At 73.7% G+C, this 17550-nt stretch carries 14 protein-coding genes and 5 tRNA genes; 12 read left to right on the top strand and 7 right to left on the bottom strand.

From position 1 onward, the window contains the following. The 6 genes from ACIBJF_RS00940 to ACIBJF_RS00915 all read left to right on the top strand — a co-directional run bounded on the left by ACIBJF_RS00940 (position 1) and on the right by ACIBJF_RS00915 (position 9584). On the top strand, positions 1 to 831 hold the full coding sequence (locus tag ACIBJF_RS00940) for a MetQ/NlpA family ABC transporter substrate-binding protein (RefSeq protein ID WP_356313283.1): 831 nt from the start codon (positions 1 to 3) through the stop codon (positions 829 to 831). A gap of 131 nt (positions 832 to 962) precedes the next feature. Continuing rightward, on the top strand, positions 963 to 1601 hold the full coding sequence (locus ACIBJF_RS00935; RefSeq protein ID WP_399171506.1) for a GNAT family N-acetyltransferase: 639 nt from the start codon (positions 963 to 965) through the stop codon (positions 1599 to 1601). Positions 1602 to 1687: 86 nt separating this feature from the next. Then, positions 1688 to 2911, top strand: a complete 1224-nt coding sequence (gene cbiE / locus ACIBJF_RS00930) for a precorrin-6y C5,15-methyltransferase (decarboxylating) subunit CbiE (RefSeq protein ID WP_399171504.1) — start codon at positions 1688 to 1690, stop codon at positions 2909 to 2911. Between the two features lie 345 nt (positions 2912 to 3256). Then, the gene (gene cobT, locus ACIBJF_RS00925) at positions 3257 to 7294 is read left to right on the top strand and encodes a nicotinate-nucleotide--dimethylbenzimidazole phosphoribosyltransferase (RefSeq protein ID WP_399171503.1); all 4038 of its coding nucleotides are present in this window, start codon (positions 3257 to 3259) and stop codon (positions 7292 to 7294) included. A 153-nt stretch (positions 7295 to 7447) separates the two neighbouring features. After that, positions 7448 to 8692: a uroporphyrinogen-III C-methyltransferase gene (gene cobA, locus ACIBJF_RS00920; protein WP_399171502.1), complete on the top strand. Its 1245-nt coding sequence runs from the start codon at positions 7448 to 7450 to the stop codon at positions 8690 to 8692. Between the two features lie 73 nt (positions 8693 to 8765). Next, on the top strand, positions 8766 to 9584 hold the full coding sequence (locus tag ACIBJF_RS00915; protein ID WP_351804409.1) for an RNA methyltransferase: 819 nt from the start codon (positions 8766 to 8768) through the stop codon (positions 9582 to 9584). Here ACIBJF_RS00915 and ACIBJF_RS00910 read toward each other — a convergent pair. Beyond that, complete coding sequence (locus tag ACIBJF_RS00910; RefSeq protein WP_399171501.1) at positions 9551 to 11029, bottom strand: protein kinase; 1479 nt, start codon at positions 11027 to 11029, stop codon at positions 9551 to 9553. The genes ACIBJF_RS00915 and ACIBJF_RS00910 overlap by 34 nt on opposite strands. Before the next feature lie 604 nt (positions 11030 to 11633). On the opposite strand from ACIBJF_RS00910, the gene ACIBJF_RS00905 reads away from it, so the two are divergent. The 3 genes from ACIBJF_RS00905 (at position 11634) to ACIBJF_RS00895 (ending at position 13353) form a co-directional block, all read left to right on the top strand. After that, positions 11634 to 11810, top strand: coding sequence for a hypothetical protein (locus ACIBJF_RS00905; protein ID WP_030343942.1), 177 nt, complete (start codon positions 11634 to 11636; stop codon positions 11808 to 11810). A gap of 215 nt (positions 11811 to 12025) precedes the next feature. After that, positions 12026 to 12988, top strand: a complete 963-nt coding sequence (locus tag ACIBJF_RS00900; RefSeq protein ID WP_399171500.1) for a phosphotransferase family protein — start codon at positions 12026 to 12028, stop codon at positions 12986 to 12988. An 80-nt stretch (positions 12989 to 13068) separates the two neighbouring features. Next, positions 13069 to 13353 (top strand): zf-TFIIB domain-containing protein, encoded by a 285-nt coding sequence (locus tag ACIBJF_RS00895; protein ID WP_351804416.1) that lies wholly within the window; start codon positions 13069 to 13071, stop codon positions 13351 to 13353. A 47-nt stretch (positions 13354 to 13400) separates the two neighbouring features. On the opposite strand, the gene ACIBJF_RS00890 is transcribed toward ACIBJF_RS00895, so the two are convergent. From ACIBJF_RS00890 to ACIBJF_RS00870, 5 genes are all read right to left on the bottom strand, one after another. Further along, a tRNA-Val gene (locus ACIBJF_RS00890) sits at positions 13401 to 13472 on the bottom strand. Positions 13473 to 13501: 29 nt separating this feature from the next. After that, positions 13502 to 13573, bottom strand: a tRNA-Val gene (locus ACIBJF_RS00885). Between the two features lie 47 nt (positions 13574 to 13620). Continuing rightward, a tRNA-Val gene (locus ACIBJF_RS00880) sits at positions 13621 to 13692 on the bottom strand. Position 13693: 1 nt separating this feature from the next. Next, positions 13694 to 13767 (bottom strand) — tRNA-Cys (locus tag ACIBJF_RS00875). Between the two features lie 38 nt (positions 13768 to 13805). Then, positions 13806 to 13878, bottom strand: a tRNA-Gly gene (locus tag ACIBJF_RS00870). A gap of 178 nt (positions 13879 to 14056) precedes the next feature. On the opposite strand from ACIBJF_RS00870, the gene ACIBJF_RS00865 reads away from it, so the two are divergent. The 3 genes from ACIBJF_RS00865 (at position 14057) to ACIBJF_RS00855 (ending at position 16834) form a co-directional block, all read left to right on the top strand. Continuing rightward, entirely contained in the window at positions 14057 to 15112 is a 1056-nt protein-coding gene (locus tag ACIBJF_RS00865; RefSeq protein WP_399171499.1) for a chorismate-binding protein, read from the top strand. After that, the gene (locus ACIBJF_RS00860) at positions 15109 to 15930 is read left to right on the top strand and encodes an aminotransferase class IV (protein WP_399171498.1); all 822 of its coding nucleotides are present in this window, start codon (positions 15109 to 15111) and stop codon (positions 15928 to 15930) included. The genes ACIBJF_RS00865 and ACIBJF_RS00860 overlap by 4 nt, the downstream gene beginning before the upstream one ends. 79 nt (positions 15931 to 16009) lie before the next feature. Further along, positions 16010 to 16834 carry a GNAT family N-acetyltransferase gene (locus ACIBJF_RS00855; RefSeq protein WP_399171497.1) on the top strand — a complete coding sequence of 275 codons (825 nt, stop codon included), beginning with the start codon at positions 16010 to 16012 and terminating at the stop codon, positions 16832 to 16834. A 26-nt stretch (positions 16835 to 16860) separates the two neighbouring features. On the opposite strand, the gene ACIBJF_RS00850 is transcribed toward ACIBJF_RS00855, so the two are convergent. Further along, positions 16861 to 17385, bottom strand: a complete 525-nt coding sequence (locus ACIBJF_RS00850; protein ID WP_399171496.1) for a DsbA family protein — start codon at positions 17383 to 17385, stop codon at positions 16861 to 16863. Positions 17386 to 17550 lie beyond the last annotated feature (165 nt).

The following is a 17550-nucleotide window of genomic DNA, read 5'->3' as shown; positions in this document are numbered from 1 at the left end:
GTGCGTAACACCGCCAAGCTCACCACCGCCGTCCTCGCCGCCGGAGCCCTCACCTTCGGGCTGACCGCCTGCGGCTCCGGCAAGGACTCCGCCTCCTCCGACTACAGCGGCCCGCTGGTCGTCGCCGCGAGCCCGACCCCGCACGCCGAGATCCTGAACTTCGTCAAGGACAAGCTGGCGAAGAAGGCGGGCCTCGACCTGGAGGTCAAGGAGTTCACGGACTACATCACGCCGAACACGGCGACCGAGGACGGCTCGGTGGACGCCAACTACTTCCAGAACCAGCCGTACCTGGACGACTTCAACACCAAGCGCGGCACCCACATCGTGCCCGTCGTCACGGTGCACCTGGAGCCGCTCGGCCTGTACTCCCACAAGGTCAAGAAGGCCGACGCGCTGAAGAGCGGTGCGACCATCGCCGTCCCGAACGACGCCGTCAACGAGGCCCGCGCCCTGAAGCTGCTCGCCGACAACGGGCTCATCGCCCTCAAGTCCGGCGTCGGCAACGAGGCGACCCCGCAGGACATCACCAAGAACCCCAAGAACCTCAAGTTCAAGGAGGTCGAGGCGGCCCAGACCCCGCGCTCCCTGGACGACGTGGACGCGGCCGTGGTGAACGGCAACTACGCCATCTCCGCGGGTCTGAAGCCCGCCAAGGACGCCATCGTCCTGGAGTCCGCGAAGAACAACCCCTACGGCAACTTCCTCGCCGTGAAGAAGGGCAACGAGAAGGACCCGCGGGTCAAGAAGCTCGCCAAGCTCCTCGTCTCGCCCGAGGTCAAGAAGTTCATCGAGGACAAGTACCAGGGCTCGGTCATCCCGTCCTTCTGATCCGCCTCGCACGGCTACGGGGTCCACTCCCTCACCCGGGGTGGACCCCGTCGTGCAGTTCGGTGGTTCCATGCTGCATGCTGGGCAGTTCAGCAGGCCCTGAAGGTTTTTCAGAAGTTACGGAGCGGCGCATGACTGGCACCTTTCCCAACATCTCCATCAGCACGGAGCGGTTGGTCCTGCGCCCCTTCGAGGAGTCGGACGTCGAGGCCTTCGCCGAGATGATGAACGACGAGCTGGTCACCACCTGGACCTCGGTCCCCCAGCCCTACACCGAGGCCGACGCCCGGGACTGGATCACCGCGCGAGCGCCCGCCGAGCGCGCCGACGGCCGCGGCATCGTGTTCGCCGTCGACGAGTTCCTCACCCAGCGCCTGGTCGGCACCGTCCACCTGACCAACACCGACTGGCGGGTGCGCTCCGCGGAGATCGCCTACGTCGTCGCGCCCTGGGCCCGCGGCGAGGGCTACGCCTCCGAGGCCGCCCTGGCCACCGCGCAGTGGCTGTTCCACGACCAGGGGTTCGAACGCCTGGAGCTGCGCACCGCGGCCGACAACACCGCCTCCCAGCAGGTCGCCCAGAAGATCGGCTGCATCAGCGAGGGCGTCCTGCGCGGCGCCTGGATAGCGCGCAGCAGAACAGCGGACGGCACATGGACGGATGTCCGCACCGACGTCATCGTCTGGAGCCTGCTGCCGGAAGACCTGGCCGGGGCCGGCGAGCAGCTGGCCGACACGGGCGGTTTCACGTCCTACTCCGACTGGAACTGAGCCCCTCAGCCTGACCAGGTACGCTCAGGGGGCCCGCTAGGGGCCCGCACCCCTGACGACCTGCGAAGACCTGGAGAGAAACGACGATGGCCGACCGGGTCACGGTGATCGGCTGGGACGGCTCGCCGCTGACCGACGCGGCACGCGCCGCCCTCGGCGCCGCCACGCTCGTGGCGGGCGCGGCCCACCACCTGGCACTGCCCGAGGTCCCGCTCAGCGCCGAACGCGTCCGCCTGGGCAGCGTCGCGCTCGCCGCCCGCCGGATCGCCGCCCACCGCGGCAGCGCCGTCGTGTTCGCCGACGGCGACCCCGGCTTCTTCGGCGTCGTACGCACCCTGCGCGCTCCGGAGTTCGGCCTGGAGGTCGAGGTCGTCCCCGCCGTCTCCGCCGTGGCTGCCGCCTTCGCCCGGGCCGGCATGCCCTGGGACGACGCCCAGGTGGTCGTCGCCCACCCGCGCACCCTGCGCCGGGCCGTGAACGTCTGCCGCGCCCACACCAAGGTCGCCGTCCTCACCGCACCCGGCGCCGGACCCGCCGAACTCGGACTCCTCCTGGAGGGCGTCCACCGGACGTTCGTCATCTGCGAGGAACTGGGCACCGAACGCGAGCAGGTCACCGTCGTCACCTCCGACAAGGCCGCCGACCACACCTGGCGCGACCCCAACGTCGTCATCGTCATCGGCGGACCCGTGGCGGCCGGTGGCAGCGGCGGCTGGGTCGCCGGGCGCGACCCGGGCGCCGGCCCGCGCGGCTGGGTGCAGCCCGACGCGTCGTACGGCGACGGACCCGGTCGCCGTCTCGGCGAGGGCGAGACGGAGCTGCTGCGCGCCGCCCAACTGGCCCGCCTCGGGCCGCGGGTCGGCGACCTGGTCTGGGACATCGGCTGCGGTTCCGGCGCGTTCGCCACCGAGGCGGCACGCGCCGGAGCGGCCGTCATCGCCGTCGACCGGGACCCGGGCGCCTGCGCCCGCACCGACGCGGCCGCGCGCCGGTACGGCGTCCAGCTCCAAGTGGTCCAGGGCACCGCTCCGCACGTCCTGGAGAACATGCCCGAACCGGACGTCGTCCGGGTCGGCGGCGGGGGAGCGGCCGTGGTCTCCGCGGTCGCCGACCGGCGCCCGCAGCGCATCGTCACGCACGCGGCGACCCGCGACGCGGCCGAACTCGTCGGCCGGGACCTGACCGAGCACGGATACCGCGTCGAGTGCGCCCTGCTGCAGTCCGTCGAACTCGACACCCGCGCCTGGACCGAGACGGAGCGGAGCGTCGCATTCCTGCTTACCGGGATTCTTCCGGATCGCGCCCCGTGATCCTGTTGTCGTACCGCGCGCGGTAGGCTGGCCGATCGTTGTGCCACACCGGGCGGCCCGGAACTTCGTTCGTCAATGTCCGGAAAGCGCGCCCGTTTTGGGGTGGGTGTGGTACTGCGGAACCGGAGGACGCGCAACGTGGCGCAGTCCACAGCGCGCTGTCGCGGATCATGCTGTCGCGACGGCGGCACGGCCGGGACAATGCCACTGAATGGCTTTGTCGCCTTTTCCGGAGGGTCGTTCGTGCCGCTGGGCACGGACGCTCGTTCTTCACTACGGGCGGTCGGTGCGCCGTTCCGGGTGAGCTGGTCGTAGGAGCACTAAACCGATGGGCGAGGGGTACGCATGACCGACACCGGCCAGGTCCCGGCCGAGGGGCAGCCGGAGAGCGCAGGCATGGTGGAGCAGCCGGGCGTCGCCGCGCACGGTGCGTACACCTACCTCTCCGAGGCACCCGCCGAGGACGAAGACCTGCTGCTGCCGGGTGCCCAGGGCGCGTGGGGCAACGAAGTGCCGCCACCCGCTCCGGAACCGGTCGTCGAGGCCGTCCACGAGCCGGGCCCGCACGAGACGGCCGGCCGCGACAGCGGCTCCGTCGACCTCAGCGGCGTCCGCCTGCCGAACCCGGCCCCGGCGTCCGTGCCGCCGTCACCCATCCTCTCGGCCCCGCAGGAGAAGCCGGCCGCCTCGCAGCCGCCGCGCCGTCCGCTGCACCTCGGCCCGCCGATCCCCGACACCTCCGCCAGCCCGGTCCGCTCCCTCGCCGACCGCGGCCCGGCCGGAGCGCCGGTACGGCAGCCCGGGCCCCAACCGGCCGGTGCCGAGTACCTCGACGCCCAGCCGCTGCGTGACGCCCAGCCGCTGCGCGACATGGCGCCGCAGAGCGCGGCCCCCTGGGGTGCCGCGCCCGCCGCCGCGGTGGCCGAGGCCGCCGTACCGGCACCGGCCGCGGTGGCCCAGGTCGGCCTGCGAACGCCGGCTGCCGAAACGGTTGACCCGGCCGCCACCTCCATGGATGCCGCCACCCAGGCCGACCCGTCCGGCGCCGCCCAGGCCGCCGTCGCCCGCCTCGCGAACCAGGCCGCCGCACAGGGACCGGGCCCCGCGCGGGTGGTCCACGGCCATGACGGCATGCAGCCGGTGCATGGCCACGACGGTGTGTCTGCCGCTCCTGCGGGCGCGGTGCCCGAAGGCGTCCAGCCGCTCGTCGCGGGTCACGGGCCCGAGGGCGCTTTCGACCCGGTCGCGGCCGTGGGCCCGGAGGGTGTGCAGGGCGCGACCGGTGCGCAGCCGGTGGACGTCACGGCCGCCGTGGACGGTGACTTCGGCGCCGAGGACGGCACCGGCGGTGCCGGTGCGCCCCTGGCCGAGGGTGCCGTGGTTGCGCCCGAGGCCGAGCAGGCCGCCGCCGTGGAGCCCGACTCGGCAGCCGATCCGGCTGCGGCTGCCCCGGTGGCCGACGCCGCCCCTGAGCCGGTGAACCCCGCCGATCCGGTTGCCGCTCACGCGGCCGAGGCCGAGGCGGTGCCGGTCGAGTCCGAGCCCGGTCAGGTCTCGGAGGACGCTGGTGCGGCCACCGGCGCCGAAGCGTCCGCGCCGGCTCAGTCCTCGGCCCCCGTTCATCCCGGCGAGGCCTCGGAGCAGGGCGAGGACACGCAGGTCCCCGACGCCGGGCAGGCCGCAGCGGCTGACGCGGTGACGGCAGCCGCGCAGGGCGCCGCCGAGACCGTGGACGCCGATCCCGCACAACAGGTGCCGGGCACGGCCCAGTTCGCCGAGGAGGCCGCCCCCGCCCCGGGCGAGGCCGCCGCCCCGGCACAGCCGGACCCGGACAGCCCCGTTGCCGCAGAGCCGCAGCCCGCCACTGCCCAGGATGCGCCCGGCGCCCCCCAGGAGGCGCCCGCCGCCGAAGCCGTACCGGCGCCCGAGCCGTCGGCCGTGCCGGAGCCCGGCACCGTGGCCGACGCCCCGGAGCCGGCAGCGGCCGACGCGGACGCCAGCACCACTCCGCAGCCCTATCCGGCGCAGGGTCCCCAGTCGGCCGAACCGGTCGCAGCCGCCGCCGAGACCGTGCCCGACACTGCGCAGCCCCCCGTCGTGCCACAGCCGCCGGCTCAGGCCGAGCCGGCCGCCGAGGACGCGGTCCACCAGGTCGTTCAGGCCGCTGCCGCCGCCGAGACGACCCCCGCGCACGGCCTGGACCTGCCCGCCGGCCCGCAGACGCAGCCCGCCGAGGCCCTCGCCCTGCCGGTCGCCGACCACGGCGCCCCGGTTCCGGCCGCCGTCGAGGCCACGCCGGGCGACCCCGCCGACGGTTACCCCGCGCACCCGGAGACCGCCGAGCAGACCGAGCCGCTGCCGTCCAACGTTCCGCTCCAGGCGCACCCGGAGCAGCCGCTCGGGCAGTTCGTGCCGGTCGAGGGCCAGGTGCCCACGACCCCGCACCTGGCGCCGACCCCGCCGCAGCCCCTGGTCCTTCCCGCGGAGGACGCGCAGGAGCCGGCGGCCGCGGTGCCGGCACCGCGCGAGGCCGAGCTCGTACCCGCTGCCGTCCCGGATGTCGTACAGCACGCGGAGGACCTGCAGACCAGGGCCGCCGACCAGGAGGAAGGGGGCACGCTCGCGGTGGCGGAGGCACGACAGCCCAGCGGCCCCGCCGCGCCCGGCTACGCCGACGCCGAGCGCGAGGCCGTCCTGAAGGTCATGCGCGAGCGCCGGGACATCCGCAACGGCTTCCGCAGCGACCCCATCCCGCACGAGGTGCTGCTGCGCGTCCTGGAGGCCGCCCACACGGCGCCTTCCGTGGGTCACTCGCAGCCTTGGGACTTCGTGGTCATCCGCTCCGCCGAGACCCGGCGGGCGATGCACGAACTGGCGATGCGTCAGCGCGAGGCGTACGCCAAGTCGCTGCCGAAGGGCCGGGCCAAGCAGTTCAAGGAACTGAAGATCGAGGCCATCCTCGACACCCCGGTCAACATCGTCGTCACCGCCGACCCCACCCGCGGCGGCCGGCACACCCTCGGCCGGCACACCCAGCCGCAGATGGCGCCCTACTCCTCGGCGCTCGCGGTGGAGAACCTCTGGCTCGCAGCCCGCGCCGAAGGCCTCGGCGTCGGCTGGGTCAGCTTCTTCGACGAGCGGGAGATGGTCCGCGCGCTCGGTCTGCCCGAGCACCTGGAGGTCGTCGCCTACCTGTGTGTCGGGTACGTCGACGAGTTCCCGGACGAGCCCGAGCTGATGCAGGCCGGCTGGTCCAAGCGACGCCCCCTGTCCTGGGTGGTGCACGAGGAGACGTACGGCCGCCGCGCCCTGCCCGGAGAGGAACCCCACGACCTGCTTGCCGAGACCGTCGCACAGATCCGCCCGCTCGACGCCAAGGCCCTCGGCGAGGCCTGGGAGCGCCAGAAGCGCATGACCAAGCCGGCCGGCGCGCTCGGCATGCTGGAGATCATCTCCGCACAGCTGTCCGGCCTGTCCCGGCAGTGCCCGCCGCCGATCCCGGAGCCCGCCGCCGTCGCGATCTTCGCCGGCGACCACGGCGTGCACGCCCAGGGCGTCACCCCCTGGCCGCAGGAGGTCACCGCCCAGATGGTGGCCAACTTCCTGGGCGGGGGAGCGGTGTGCAACGCCTTCGCCAACCAGGTCGGCGCCGAGGTGTGCGTCGTGGACGTGGGCGTGGCCGCCGACCTGCCCGCCACCCCCGGCCTGCTGCCCCGCAAGATCCGCGGCGGTACGTCCGACATGACCACCGGCCCCGCGATGACCCGCGAGGAGGCCAAGGCGGCCATCGAGGTCGGCATCGAGACCGCCCGCGACCTGGTGGCGGCTGGCAACAAGGCGCTGCTCACCGGAGAGATGGGCATCGCCAACACCACCGCGTCCGCCGCGCTGATCTCCGTCTTCACCGGCGCCGACCCGGCCGAGGTCACCGGCCGCGGCACCGGCATCAACGACGAGACCCTCGCCCGCAAGACCGAGGTGGTCCGCCGCGCCCTGGACGTCCACCAGCCGGATCCGGCCGACCCCATCGGCGTCCTCGCGGCCATCGGCGGCTTCGAGCACGCCGCGATGGTCGGCCTGCTCCTCGGCGGCGCCTCGCTGCGTACGCCGGTGATCCTGGACGGCGTCAGCGCCGGCGCCGCGGCCCTGGTGGCCCGCGCCATCGCCCCCGAGGTCCTCGCGGCCTGCATCGCCGGTCACCGCAGCGCCGAGCCAGGCCACGTGGCCGCCCTCAACAAGCTGGGCCTGCGCCCGCTGGTCGACCTGGACCTGCGCCTGGGCGAGGGCACGGGCGCCCTGCTGGCCCTTCCGCTGGTCCAGAGCACGGCGCGGGCGATGCACGAGGTGGCCACGTTCGACTCGGCCGGGGTCACCGAGAAGTAGAGGTCACCGGGGTCACAGGAGGTGTGGTCCGGCGTTCCAGCAGCCGGACCGCACCGTGCCCTCACCCCTGTCCACAGCTAAAATCCGCACGTCAGGGCCGCTCCGACGCCGCAGCGGGCCCACCGCACCGCCCTGCACGAGGAGCCGTCCCTCATGGCCGAACACCCCGCCTACCCCGTAGGCCTCCGCCTCTCCGGCCGCCGCGTGGTCGTGCTCGGCGCCGGCACGGTGGTCCAGCGCCGCCTCCCGGCGCTCATCGCGGCCGGCGCGGACATCGTCGTCGTGTCCCCCGAGGCGACCCCCTCCGTCGAGGCCATGGCGGACGCGGGCGAGATCACCTGGATCCGGCGCCCGTACCAGGACGGCGATCTCGCCGAGGCCTGGTACGCCCTCATCGCCACCAGCGACCCCGAGACCAACACCGCCGCCTCCGCCGAAGCGGAGCGCCACCGCGTCTGGTGCGTGCGTTCCGACGACGCCGACCAGGCGACCGCCTGGACCCCGGCCACCGGTCACAGCGAGGGCGTCACCGTCGCCGTGCTGACCACGGACGCGCGCGGCCGGGACCCCCGCCACACCGCCGCCATCCGGGACGCGGTGGTGGAGGGCCTGCGCGACGGCACCCTGGTGGCGCCCCACCACCGCACCCGCACCCCCGGCGTCGCCCTGGTCGGCGGCGGCCCCGGCGACCCCGACCTGATCACGGTCCGCGGCCGCCGGCTGCTCGCCGAGGCGGACGTCGTCATCGCCGACCGGCTCGGCCCGCGCGACCTGCTCGACGAACTCCCGCCGCACGTCGAGGTGATCGACGCGGCGAAGATCCCGTACGGCCGTTTCATGGCCCAGGAGGCCATCAACAACGCGCTCATCGAGCACGCCAAGCAGGGCAAGTCGGTGGTACGGCTCAAGGGCGGCGACCCGTTCGTGTTCGGCCGGGGCATGGAGGAGGTCCAGGCGCTCGCCGAGGCCGGCATCCCCTGCACCGTGGTCCCCGGCATCTCCAGCTCGATCTCCGTGCCGGGCGCGGCCGGCATCCCGGTCACGCACCGGGGCGTGGCGCACGAGTTCACGGTCGTCAGCGGCCATGTCGCCCCGGACGACGAGCGCTCGCTGGTCGACTGGCCGTCGCTGGCCAGGCTCACCGGCACGCTCGTGATCCTGATGGGCGTGGACAAGATCGGGAAGATCGCCGAGACGCTCGTCGCGCACGGCAAGTCCCCGCAGACCCCCGTCGCGCTGGTGCAGGAGGGCACGACGGCCGCGCAGCGCCGCGTCGACGCCACCCTCGCCACGGTCGCGGAGACGGTACGGACCGAGGAAGTGAAGCCCCCGGCGGTCATCGTCATCGGCGAGGTCGTGCAGGTCGGCCCGCGGCCTGCCGCCCGACCCATGGCTTGATCACGCGTAACCCGGGGTAACCCACCCCTTCCCAGCCGTTGGCAGCACACCCAGGACAAGGCAGTATCACCCTGTGGCCGATCTCATCACCGTCGAGGATCCCGACGACCCGCGCCTGCGCGACTACACAGGCCTGACCGACGTCGAGCTGCGCCGCAAGCGCGAGCCCGCCGAGGGCCTGTTCATCGCCGAGGGCGAGAAGGTCATCCGCAGGGCCAAGGAAGCCGGCTACGAGATGCGCTCCATGCTGCTCTCGGCCAAGTGGATCGACGTCATGCGCGACGTCATCGACGAACTTCCCGCCCCGGTCTACGCCGTCAGCCCCGAGCTCGCCGAGCAGGTCACCGGCTACCACGTGCACCGCGGCGCGCTCGCCTCCATGCAGCGCAAGCCGCTGCCCACGGCCGGCGAACTGCTGCGCTCCGCACGCCGGGTCGTGGTGATGGAGTCGGTCAACGACCACACCAACATCGGCGCGATCTTCCGCTCGGCCGCCGCCCTCGGCATGGACGCGGTCCTGCTGTCGCCCGACTGCGCCGACCCGCTGTACCGCCGCAGCGTCAAGGTCTCCATGGGCGCGGTGTTCTCGGTGCCGTACGCCCGTCTGGAGACCTGGCCGAAGGGCCTGGAGTCGGTCCGCGAGGCCGGCTTCACCCTGCTCGCGCTCACCCCGGACGACAAGGCCCGCGCCCTGGACGAGGCCGCCCCGCACCGGATGGAGCGGGTGGCCCTGATGCTCGGCGCCGAGGGGGACGGGCTGTCCACCCAGGCCCTGGTCGCCGCCGACGAATGGGTCCGCATCCCGATGTCCCACGGCGTGGACTCGCTCAACGTGGGCGCCGCCGCGGCGGTCGCCTTCTACGCGGTGACCACCGGCCGCCCGGAGGCCTGACCTACCCCGGCCGGCGTCCGGACCGCCGGTTGTCTCGCGAAGTCCTGGCCGGGCGTCGCCCCGTACCGGTCGGACGTCGGACCGCCGGCGACCGCCGGGGGACGGCTCGGCTGCGCGTGCTGCCGGCGCCGGCCGCCGTCGTCGCCGAGGCCGCGCGCCGGACCCTGGCAGCCCTGCGCCACCGCGATGCCGAGCGCCACCAGCAGTGTCACCACGACGAACACGAACAGCCGCTGGCGCAGCAGCCGGGGATTGGCCGGCCGCAGTCCGGTGCCTGTCGTACGCTGCGCCGGCCGCCCGGAAGCGCCCCGGACTGCGGGACGGCTCCCGCTGCCGGAGCGGGGTGTGCCGCCGCGCGGCGTCGGGGTCGGGCGCGCCGAGCCCGGCCGTGCGGGGGTACCCGTACCGTTGCCTCGTGGGCCGCTGCCGGTCCGCGAAGGGGCTCCGCCGCGCGAGGGCGCACCGCCCCGGGCGGGGGAGCCGGCGCGCGGCACCGGGGTGCCGGGGGCGGTGCGCCGCTGGGTGCGCTGCTGCTCGGGGTAGGTGTCGACGAGCCGCCCGGTGGGCCGGTCCGCCTCCGCGGCCCGCGGCGCGGGCGGCCGTACGTCGGTCAGGCCCTGCGCCTCGCGGGCGGCGATCTCCTTCAGCCGCAGCGACAGCTGCAGCGTGCTGGGCCGGTCCTCGGGGTCCTTCGCCAGGCAGGCCCGCACCAGCGGGGCGAGCGCGTCGGGCACGCCGTGCAGCTGCGGCTCCTCGTGCACCACCCGGTACAGCATCACCTCGGAACTGCCGTGCCCGAAGGGCGAGTCGCCGGTGGAGGCGTAGGCGAGGGTCGCGCCCAGGGAGAAGACGTCCGTCGCCGGGGTGACGGCCGCGCCGCGCACCTGCTCCGGCGCGAGGAAACCGGGCGAGCCGACCGCCGTACCGACGTGGGTGAGCGTGGAGGCGCCGGTGGCCCAGGCGATGCCGAAGTCGATGATCCGCGGCCCCTTCGGGGACAGCAGGATGTTGGACGGCTTGAGGTCCCGGTGGACGACACCGGCCTCGTGCACCGCGACCAGGCCCTCGGAGAGTGCCGCGCCGACCGCCGCGGTGTCGGCCGCGCTGAGCGGACCCTCGTCGGCGACCTTGTCGTGCAGGGAGGGCCCGGGGACGTACTGCGTGGCGAACCAGGGCCGCTCGGCCTCCAGGTCCGCGGCGACCAGCCGGGCCGTGCAGCCGCCCCTGATCCGCCGGGCCGCCGAGACCTCACGGGCGAACCGCGACCGGAACTCCTGGTCCTCCGCCAGATCGGGCCGGATGACCTTCAGGGCGACCCGCTGCCCCTTCTTGTCGGAGCCGAGGTAGACCACGCCCATCCCGCCCGCGCCGAGCCGTCGGTGAAGCCTGAACGAGCCGACGACGCGCGGGTCCTCGCGCCTCAGGCGCATCATCGCCATGTTCATCCCCGCTGCCCGGTCCCTGTGACGTGGCACAGCTTACGTTTCCACGGCCGCCTGCGCGCAGAGGCCGCGCCCTCCGGGCCGGACGGATTGCGCGGGCCGCCGGTACGACTTGAAACGCGGTCAGGAAGCAAGCCCGCACGGGGTTCTTGAGCCGACGGCACTTTCAACCGGTCCTGGAGATCCGGGTGTTGAGGTCACGAGACGGCAGGTGGCGCCCGTTCGGGCGGCCGTCCGGCACGCACCGCGGACCGCCCGCGGACCCGGGTGCGGGACGGGCCGGGCACCGGACGCGGCGCAGGTCCCACAACCGTCCGGAGTGATCGAAGTCACTCCTTGTGGACGTCGGACCCTTCGGAAATGGACGGACACAGCGGGCGGCCCCTTCCGGGATGACCCCGAGACCCCGACCCGCGTCTCCACCCAGGGGAGTACGTCCCGAGTTGTGGCTCATCCTCGGGGAGGCCCGGCAATCGATACGAGGGCATGACGCCCGTCGGCGGCCCCGTGCCTAGATTTGAGGTCAAGCGGCGGGTGCAGCACTCGTCCCCCGAGGTCAGACACCCGCCGCTGCCGACGACAACCGACACGGTCAGGAGAGGGACCCATGGCCCACACGGCACCGCGACGCCCGGCGTTCGCACCGCGCCGCACGGGCCGCCGCCACCCCCTGGTGGCGACGCTCATGGCCCTTCCCCTGGCGGCCCTGCTCCTGCTCGTCTTCGACGGCTGGGAGACGGTGGCCACACAGGCGTCGTCCGTGGGTGCGATGCTGGGGCGCTGAGCGGCGACCCCAGGCCCGGAAGAGCGGTCCGGGCGGGGACATCCATCCAGGAAACCCCGTGGGGACGGGGGTGCGGCGGACGGCACAAATGCCGGCGCAGCTGGGGAGCTGCGCCGGCATGCGCCGTTTTCGGGGTGCGGCGGCGCGGTCACGCCGTGGGGCGCGCCGCCGGCGGCAGTACGCTCAGGTCCGCAGCCCACCTTCCCGAGGCACCGTTGATCGCAGACAGCCCCGCCCTCATACCCGCGCTCACCGCACAGGCCAGAGCCGCCGCGCACCCGGACGACGGCGGAGCCCCCTGCGCCTGCGGGGCCGGCCCGGCCCTTCTCGCCGACCGCCCCGACGCCACCGTCGTACGGCACGCGGACATCGTCGCGAAGGCCCACGCCCCTGGTACGGACCGCGCGGAGCTGACCCGGCGCCTCTCCGTGGCCGCCCGCCTCCCGGGCGTCCTCCTGGCGCCGCTGACCCCGGCCCCCAGCCCCGTGCGGGACCGCCTGGTGACCTTCTGGCCGTACGGCGCCCCCGTGGACCCGGACGACCCGGACGCGGCGCCCTGGGAGGCCAGCGCCGCCCTCCTCGCCCGTCTGCACCGCACGCCCCCGCCCGCCGGCCTGCCCCCGATGCGCGGCCCCGTCAAGGCCGCCCGCGCCGTCGCCCGGCTGCGCTCGGCCCTGCGCGCCGAGCCCCATGCGGCGGCCGGCCCCGTCCTCGCCGCCTGGGCCGGCCTTCCCGCCTGGGCCCGGGCCGAGGCGCCGATGTCCGGTCCGGCCGCCCTCTGCCACGGCGACCTGCATCTCGGCCAGCTCGTCCGCCACCCGGCACCCGACGGCACCTGGCGCCTGATCGACGTCGACGACCTGGGAACCGGCGTGCCGGCCTGGGATCTGGCCCGCCCGGCCGCCTGGTACGCCTGCGGGCTTCTCCCGCCGGACGAATGGACCCGTTTCCTCGGCACCTACCAGCGGGCCGGCGGCCCGGCCGTACCCGCGGCCGGCGATCCCTGGCCCGCCCTGGACGTCCCGGCCCGCGCGCTGACCGTGCAGACGGCCGCCCTCGCCGTCACCAAGGCGCTCGCGGCCGGCCGTCCGCTGGACGAGGTGGAACAGGCGGTCGTCGAGGCATGTGCCCGAATGGTCCCGATTCCGCACCAGTTGGCGCCGGAAACCACGGACTAGGCTGCAACCGACCAGGACTGGACGGAGTCTGTCCTGGGGAAGCACGAAGCAGGACCGACCGGCGAGGAGTTGAGCCGAGCATGCATTGTCCGAAGTGTCACGCGCCGATGCACACCTACAACCGCAACGGCGTCCAGATCGAGCAGTGCAGCGGCTGCCGCGGCATCTTCCTCGACTACGGCGAGCTGGAGGCGCTGACCCAGCTGGAGGCCCAGTGGTCCAAGCCCGTCCCGCCCGCCCCGCAGGCGTACCCGGCGGCGCCCGCGCCCGCCTGGGGTGCCCCGCACGGCGGTCACCACGGCGGTCACCACGGTGGCCATCACGGTCACCACAAGAGCTGGGCGCACATGCTCTTCTCCAGCTGAGCGCACGAAGAAGCCCCCGGTCGCTGGACCGGGGGCTTCCTGGTGTGTGGACGATACTGGGATTGAACCAGTGACCTCTTCCGTGTCAGGGAAGCGCTCTCCCGCTGAGCTAATCGTCCGCAGCCGGTGACCCGAGGGTCACGGACAGTGCGCGATACTGGGATTGAACCAGTGACCTCTTCCGTGTCAGGGAAGCGCTCTCCCGCTGAGCTAATCGCGCGGGTGCGGATCTTCGAGAAGATCCATGGATCCTGCGAGAAGATCCAGTGGACGATACTGGGATTGAACCAGTGACCTCTTCCGTGTCAGGGAAGCGCTCTCCCGCTGAGCTAATCGTCCTTGGAGGTGGAGACGGGATTTGAACCCGTGTAGACGGCTTTGCAGGCCGTTGCCTCGCCTCTCGGCCACTCCACCAGGAGTGTAGGGGATCGGGATGACCCCTTCTTCCTTCGAGCGGACGACGAGGCTCGAACTCGCGACCTCAACCTTGGCAAGGTTGCGCTCTACCAACTGAGCTACGTCCGCCTGTCGTTTCGGTCGGCTTGCGCGTCCCGGCGACGTGTTGAACTCTAGCGGATTCCCGGGCCAGTACAAAAACGCGTTTGCGCAGCGTGCTGCGCTGCCCCCGGCGGACCTCGTGGTCACAGCCGCCTCCGGGACATCCCGGGGCCACCCGTCGGACACCCGACCTAGACTCGACCACGTGCTTCACCACCCTTCCGGCCTCCCTCCCCTGGCCCGCTTCGGCGACCGCCTCGCCACCGGCCTCCTCGACGTGACCAGCGATCCAGCCGCCCTGGACTCGGCGGGTTTCTGGGCCGTCTGCGCGGACTTCGAGGGCCGTCTGACCTGCGCCCGCTTCGCGGACGTACGCGAGGAGCCGGTGCCCGCCCCGGTGCCGGGCGGCTGGCGGGGCCCGGCGGTGGGGGACTGGACCTCCTCCCTGGACCGGGCCGCGTACACGGCCGCCGTCCGCCGGATACGCGAGCACATCGCGGCCGGCGAGGTCTACCAGGCCAACCTCTGCCGGGTGCTCAGCGCGCCGGTCGCCCCGGACGCCGACGTGGACGCCCTGACCGCCCTGCTGGCCCGCGGCAACCCGGCGCCGTACGCCGGGACCATCCGGCTCCCGGAGCACGGCGTGGAGATCGCGACCGCCTCGCCCGAGCTCTTCCTGCGCCGCCACGGGCGTGTCGTGGAGTCCGGGCCGATCAAGGGCACCGGACGCACCGAGGCGGACCTCCTGGAGAAGGACTACGCCGAGAACGTGATGATCGTGGACCTGGTCCGCAACGACATCGGGCGTGTCTGTGCCACCGGCAGCGTGACCGTCCCCGATCTGTGCGCCGTGGAGAAGCACCCGGGCCTGGTCCACCTGGTCTCCACGGTCCGCGGCGAGCTGCGGGACGGGGCGGGCTGGCCGGAGCTGCTGGCCGCCGCCTTCCCGCCCGGCTCGGTGACCGGTGCGCCCAAGTCGAGCGCCCTCACGATCATCGAGGCCCTGGAGACCGCCCCGCGCGGACCGTACTGCGGCGGCATCGGCTGGGTCGACGCCGACCGGGGCACCGGCGAGCTGGCCGTGGGCATCCGCACCTTCTGGATCGACCGCGCCGAGGCCGTCCTGCGCTTCGGCACCGGCGCCGGCATCACCTGGGGCTCGGACCCCGCGGGGGAGTGGCGGGAGACCGAGCTGAAGGCGTCCCGGCTGCTCGCGGTAGCGTCGGGGGCGTACGAGGCAAGTGGAGGGGTGTTGTCATGAGGATCTGGCTGGACGGCGGGCTGCGGGACCTGGAATCCGCCCATGTCTCCGTCTTCGACCACGGGCTGACCGTCGGCGACGGCATCTTCGAGACGGTGAAGGCGGTCCACGGCAGGCCCTTCGCCCTCACCCGGCACCTGGACCGGCTGACCCGCTCGGCCCGGGGCCTGGGCCTGCCCGACCCCGACCAGGACGAGGTCCGCGAGGCCTGCGCGGCCGTTCTCGAGGCCAACCCGATGCCGCTCGGCCGGCTGCGGATCACCTACACCGGCGGCCACGGCCCGCTGGGCTCCGACCGCGGCGAGCACGGCCCGACCCTCGTGGTCGCCCTCGGCGAGACCACCCGCCGTCCCGACACCACCGCCGTGATCACCGTCCCGTGGACCCGTAACGAGCGTGGTGCCCTCACCGGCCTGAAGACCACCTCGTACGCCGAGAACGTCGTGGCCCTCGCCCGCGCCCATGAACACGGCGCCTCGGAGGCGCTGTTCGGCAACACGGTCGGACAGCTCTGCGAGGGCACCGGGTCGAACGTCTTCGTCGTCCTGGACGGCGAGATCCACACCCCGCCGGTCGCCTCCGGCTGCCTCGCCGGCATCACCCGCGCGCTGGCCGTCGAGTGGACCGGCGCCAGGGAGACCGACCTGCCGCTGGACGTCCTGCTCCGCGCCGACGAGGTCTTCCTCACCTCGACCCTGCGCGACATCCAGGCCGTCCACCGGGTCGACGACCGCGAGCTGCCCGGCGCCCCCGGTCCGGTGACCGCCAAGGCCATGCGGCTCTTCGACGAGCGGTCCGGGCAGGACCTCGACCCCTGAGCCCGGCAGGCCGGGCCCGCGGCAGCCGGCACCGGAAAACGGGCTGACTTGCCGGTCGGCCGCGGGTAGAACACCGGTGATGACCACGACCCTGCGGCCGACCGAGCCGCTCCAGCGCAACGCCGACGGCACCCGGTCCCGCCGCTACCAGGTGTGTGTGAACAGCCGCCCGGTCGGCGAGATCCACCTCGGCACCTCGCCGTCCCTCGGGGACTCGGTGGCCCGCGTCATCGACCTGCGGATCGCCGAGCCCGACCGGCGGCGCGGCCGGGGCACGGTGGCCGCGCTCGCCGCGGAGGAGGTGGCGCGGGACTGGGGCTGCACGCAGATCGAGACCCTGGTCCCCGCTTCGGCCGGCATCGCCCTGCGGCTGTTCGGCGCCCTCGGCTACACGCTGCGCAACCACGGCATGGAGAAGCGCCTCGGCACCACCCCGCCCGAACTGCCGCCGGGCAGCCGGGCGCGGCCCATGACCGAGGCCGATTTCGCCGCGTGGCAGGCCTACGAGAGCGAGCGCTACGCGCGCATGTGGATCGAGCGCGGTCTCCCCGAGGCCACGGCCCGCGCCAAGGCCCGCGGTGACCACGAGAGGCTGTTGCCACGGGGTCTGGCCACCGACGGCATGATCTTCAGCGTCCTGGAGCACGAAGGGGCCCGGGTGGGCACGCTGTGGCTGGCCCTGCAGGAAACCAAGGCTTTCGTGTTCGACGTCGAGGCCGACCCGGCCCACCGCGGCCGCGGACACGGCCGTACGCTCATGCTGCTGGCCGAGCGCCAGGCGATCGAGGCCGGCCGGCCGGTCCTCGGCCTCAACGTGTTCGCGGGCAACACCCCGGCCGAGCGGCTGTACGAGTCACTCGGCTACGAGACGACGTCCCGCTCCCTCTCCAAGCCCCTGGTGTAGGTGCCGCCGGGATCCTGCGGTGCGGCTCAGGCCTCCTGGCCGCCGAGCAGCCGGTCCGCGATCTCCTCGATGCGCGTGCGCAGCCCCTCCTGGCTCTTGCCGCCGTCGAGGCGTTCGCCGCCGATGACGTACGTCGGGGTGCCGGTCACGCCGATGGCCTTGCCCTCGGCCTGGTCGGCGTCCACGATCAGGATGTGCCGGCCGTCGATCAGCGCGGTGTCGAACTCCTCGGCGTCCAGGCCGAGTTCACGGGCCACCTCGACCAGGAAGGGCTCGCCCTTGCGGTCCAGCTCCTCGACCCGCCCCAGCACGGCCTCCACGTACGCCCAGCCCTGGCCCTGCGCCAGCGCCTCCTCGGCGGCCTGGGCGGCGGCGAAGGAGTGCTTGTGCTTCTCCAGCGGGAAGTGCCGCAGCCGCAGGTCCAGCCGGTCGCCGTAGCGGGCGCGCAGGGCGCGGACGTCGTCCAGGGCGGTGCGGCAGTCGGGGCACTGCAGTTCGCACCAGACGTCGAGGACCAGGGCATCGGTGTGTGCGGGGGAGGAGTCGCTCATGCCGACCAGTCTTCCAGGCCGGGCGCGGGTGACCCAATCGGGACGGTACGGCCGTACGGCACCGCACCGGCACTCCAGTAGGAGACGACCCGGAGATGTCCCTGATGTCCGCCGGGGGCATGGCATCGCGAGGACCGTGAGGTGCAGGATGGAGGGGACGGAGGC

Source organism: Streptomyces sp. NPDC050743 (assembly GCF_044456925.1).
Classification (GTDB): Bacteria; Actinomycetota; Actinomycetes; order Streptomycetales; family Streptomycetaceae; genus Streptomyces.
Note: the sequence above shows the minus strand (reverse complement) of the source record. Positions and strands in the feature narration are given on the sequence as shown.

Bases quoted from the DNA above. Each gene is read 5' to 3' on its own strand.
- ACIBJF_RS00935 (WP_399171506.1), top strand. From the start codon at position 963: ATGACTGGCACCTTTCCCAACATCTCCATCAGCACGGAGCGGTTGGTC.
- cbiE (WP_399171504.1), top strand. From the start codon at position 1,688: ATGGCCGACCGGGTCACGGTGATCGGCTGGGACGGCTCGCCGCTGACC.
- cobT (WP_399171503.1), top strand. From the start codon at position 3,257: ATGACCGACACCGGCCAGGTCCCGGCCGAGGGGCAGCCGGAGAGCGCA.
- cobA (WP_399171502.1), top strand. From the start codon at position 7,448: ATGGCCGAACACCCCGCCTACCCCGTAGGCCTCCGCCTCTCCGGCCGC.
- ACIBJF_RS00910 (WP_399171501.1), bottom strand. From the start codon at position 11,029: ATGAACATGGCGATGATGCGCCTGAGGCGCGAGGACCCGCGCGTCGTC.
- ACIBJF_RS00905 (WP_030343942.1), top strand. From the start codon at position 11,634: ATGGCCCACACGGCACCGCGACGCCCGGCGTTCGCACCGCGCCGCACG.
- ACIBJF_RS00895 (WP_351804416.1), top strand. From the start codon at position 13,069: ATGCATTGTCCGAAGTGTCACGCGCCGATGCACACCTACAACCGCAAC.
- ACIBJF_RS00860 (WP_399171498.1), top strand. From the start codon at position 15,109: ATGAGGATCTGGCTGGACGGCGGGCTGCGGGACCTGGAATCCGCCCAT.
- ACIBJF_RS00855 (WP_399171497.1), top strand. From the start codon at position 16,010: ATGACCACGACCCTGCGGCCGACCGAGCCGCTCCAGCGCAACGCCGAC.
- ACIBJF_RS00850 (WP_399171496.1), bottom strand. From the start codon at position 17,385: ATGAGCGACTCCTCCCCCGCACACACCGATGCCCTGGTCCTCGACGTC.